Here is a 2,715-nt window from a genome sequence, read left to right on the forward strand (position 1 = left end):
CGATAAATTCGGTTTAGCAATTTCAAGGAAAGTGGATTGATATCTCGAAGTAAAAACATATAAAACCTCTTTGAACACAACTTAATATTTTTATTATATCATATTAGTTGTTTGTGTAATTAATTTTGTTTGACTACTTATCGAGACTAATGGCGAGAACAACACTTATCATGCCGGAGCTTATTTGGGGGATGGTTTGCACGAAGGAGCTATTACCTCTGCTTTGCGAGTCGCGAAATTAATCGGGTGAGCTCATATCAATTCCGGTTGCACGAGCGACATGATAGTCCCTTGGGAGTAGTCCGTGGGAAATGGGGGAATGTGGAATTATTGACCGAGAGTTGATCGTTCCCATGCAACCGGAAACGATATCAATTGTGATGCTACAAACTCTCGCAAATATCGGTAAATTTATTGCCGATGCAGCACTCTCGCAAAAGTCATGATGTTTGCATCAAAAGTTAAACTAATACGAGAGTCGCCGACTCGGATGCGAGATTAATTTTTGCTGCTGGCTAAGCTGCGACACAATTCCCCGCCGTTAAGTAGACATCATGGCTCACAGATGCGGGAATTGTTGATCCGCCTAACTGAGTACCCTCAAAGTTGGCTCCCATGAATGTGGCCCCGCTCAAGTCGGCTTCGCTCAAGTCTGCATAGTACAGCCTAGCCCAATCGAGGTTTGCCTGCACCAAAGAAACTCCCGCCAGATTTGCCCTGGTTAAATCTGCTCCCCTCAACTTAACGCCCCGCAACTGAGCTCCGCTGAGATTGGCAGCTAATAAGTTCGAGCCTTCCAAGTTTACCCCGTTGAGTTTGGCTTCGCTCAGGTTGACGCCGTTTAGATCCGTCCTGCTCAGGTCGATGCCATTGATGTAAGCTTTCCTGAGATTGATGCCTGTTAGTTGAGCGCCAAAAAGCCTTGCACCGCTGAGTTTTGCCCCTCCGCAGTTTGCCCAGTTGAGGTTTGCTCCCGTGAGGTTCGCACCCCGCAGGTTGATGAATTGCAGGTCGGCTGTACACAAATTGGCGTTCCAGAGGATAGCGCTCCGCAGGTTGCTACCTACGAGTTGGGCGCCACTCAACTTTGCCCTGGGCAGTTTTGCTTTGACGAGAAAAGCTCCGTTGAGATTAGCTTTCGTGAGATCTGCGTCGGCTAGTCTGGCTTGGCCCATTTTGGCAAAACTCAGATTTGCCCTGCAAAGGTTTGCGCCGTTGAGTTCTGCTTTGGTGAGATGCGCCCGACTCAGGTTAGCTCCCGACAGGTTAGCCCTCGAAAGGTTTATCCCAACCAAGATGGCTCCGCTGAGGTTTGCTCCGCTCAGGTTAGCGTCAGCAAAGTCTCTCTTTCCATTTTCGTAGTCTTTGAGCAGCTCGGTTACTTCCATAGTGGTCTGATTCCTAATAGGGGAAATTTATGTAGAAGTATGCACTCTTTATAAGTGTATTTTATATCTAACCGAGCAAATATGATCGCACTTTGAAGAAAGCTGGACATTAACTTTATATTTCTAAATATTCTTGGTGCTTTTTCAATAGTCCAGACAGTTTTTAGGTCGTAGTCTGAAACCCTTGATTTTCCCTTGAAAGCTTTTGTGCCTCGGCAAGGGTTGCGTGCTTTTATAGGAGCGCCCTGAACACCTTATTATAAGGTTGGCACTCAAAAACTCTCAAAAGTTTTGCATTCATAACTCTATATATTCATTAATGACTTTTGTATAATTACCTTTTTTACGTCTGTCGCGCCGTGATTCTAGATGATCCCTGTCTCGAGCTACATACAAAAATGCTACTGTGCTATAGCTACCACCTAAAAAGTTACTACTTTCGGGAGAGGTTTTTCCTCATCCATCCATAGTAAAATTAATAGGCTTGTGGCTAACTGTGGCGAACAGCTTCTTTAACTAAGACTGCAAATTTGTTCGTTGTGTTCGCGCCCGGTGTCGCGAAGGCTTGCATAGTCGTACCTCCATATTTTATCTACTCTCATTTTTCATTAAAATTAAATGTGGAACAACCGCCTAATCAGCGAGAATTATTCTCTGTTGTCTCGCTGCTGTTCTACGCCGATCGCACTTTTCAAGATTTCCTTGAGTCGATCGCGGTTAAAAGTAATTTCAGACATTGTACTTCTGAGGGATTTATCGATAGGCCTAAGGGTAGAGGCTATTGGTTCAAAACCTAGCGGATAATCTACTGCAGATTCTACAAAACTAACAGCGAGTAAGAGCTGTATACGATCGCCCTCTCTACTGGCCGTTAGGCAGATGTGTCAATCTATGTTATGCTGAGTCAAAATTGAGGAAGGATCATGTCAAAAGAAAGAAAAAGCAACAAAGAAGTCAAAAAGCCAAAGAAACAACCTGATGGTGTTGCTAAGCCGAAGGATGACAAAAAAAATTATGGTAGCACGGACGGCCGCAAGTAGAGATAGCTGCAACTCTCGGCATTGTGATTAATTTTGTTCAATTGTCATTACTATCGATTTTTAACAGCTTTAAATATCCTATTTTGGGATTATCCGAAAACAGGTTTATTATATCTAGGGAATATGCAGTGCTAAACCCAAAGTATAATAGACCTCTTGCGAAAGTGCGCTCGTTCTAGGTAAAATAAAAGAAATAATTAGCTCCCATAAGATGAATTACGAACAAGTACAAAAGTTAAACCCCGCCGACTTTAAACGGTACTGTGGACTACATCAAGAGACATTCA

1 protein-coding gene is annotated in these 2,715 nt (G+C 43.6%); it reads right to left on the bottom strand.

Translation table 11 applies throughout. The features are described 5' to 3' along the window. Positions 1-515 precede the first annotated feature (515 nt). Positions 516-1,388 (bottom strand): pentapeptide repeat-containing protein, encoded by an 873-nt coding sequence (locus ACUVJL_RS12565; protein ID WP_445246153.1) that lies wholly within the window; start codon positions 1,386-1,388, stop codon positions 516-518. Positions 1,389-2,715 lie beyond the last annotated feature (1,327 nt).

This window comes from Microcoleus sp. OTE_8_concoct_300 (assembly GCF_031383065.1).
Classification (GTDB): domain Bacteria; phylum Cyanobacteriota; class Cyanobacteriia; order Cyanobacteriales; family Microcoleaceae; genus Microcoleus.

Bases quoted from the DNA above. Each gene is read 5' to 3' on its own strand.
- ACUVJL_RS12565 (WP_445246153.1), bottom strand. From the start codon at position 1,388: ATGGAAGTAACCGAGCTGCTCAAAGACTACGAAAATGGAAAGAGAGAC.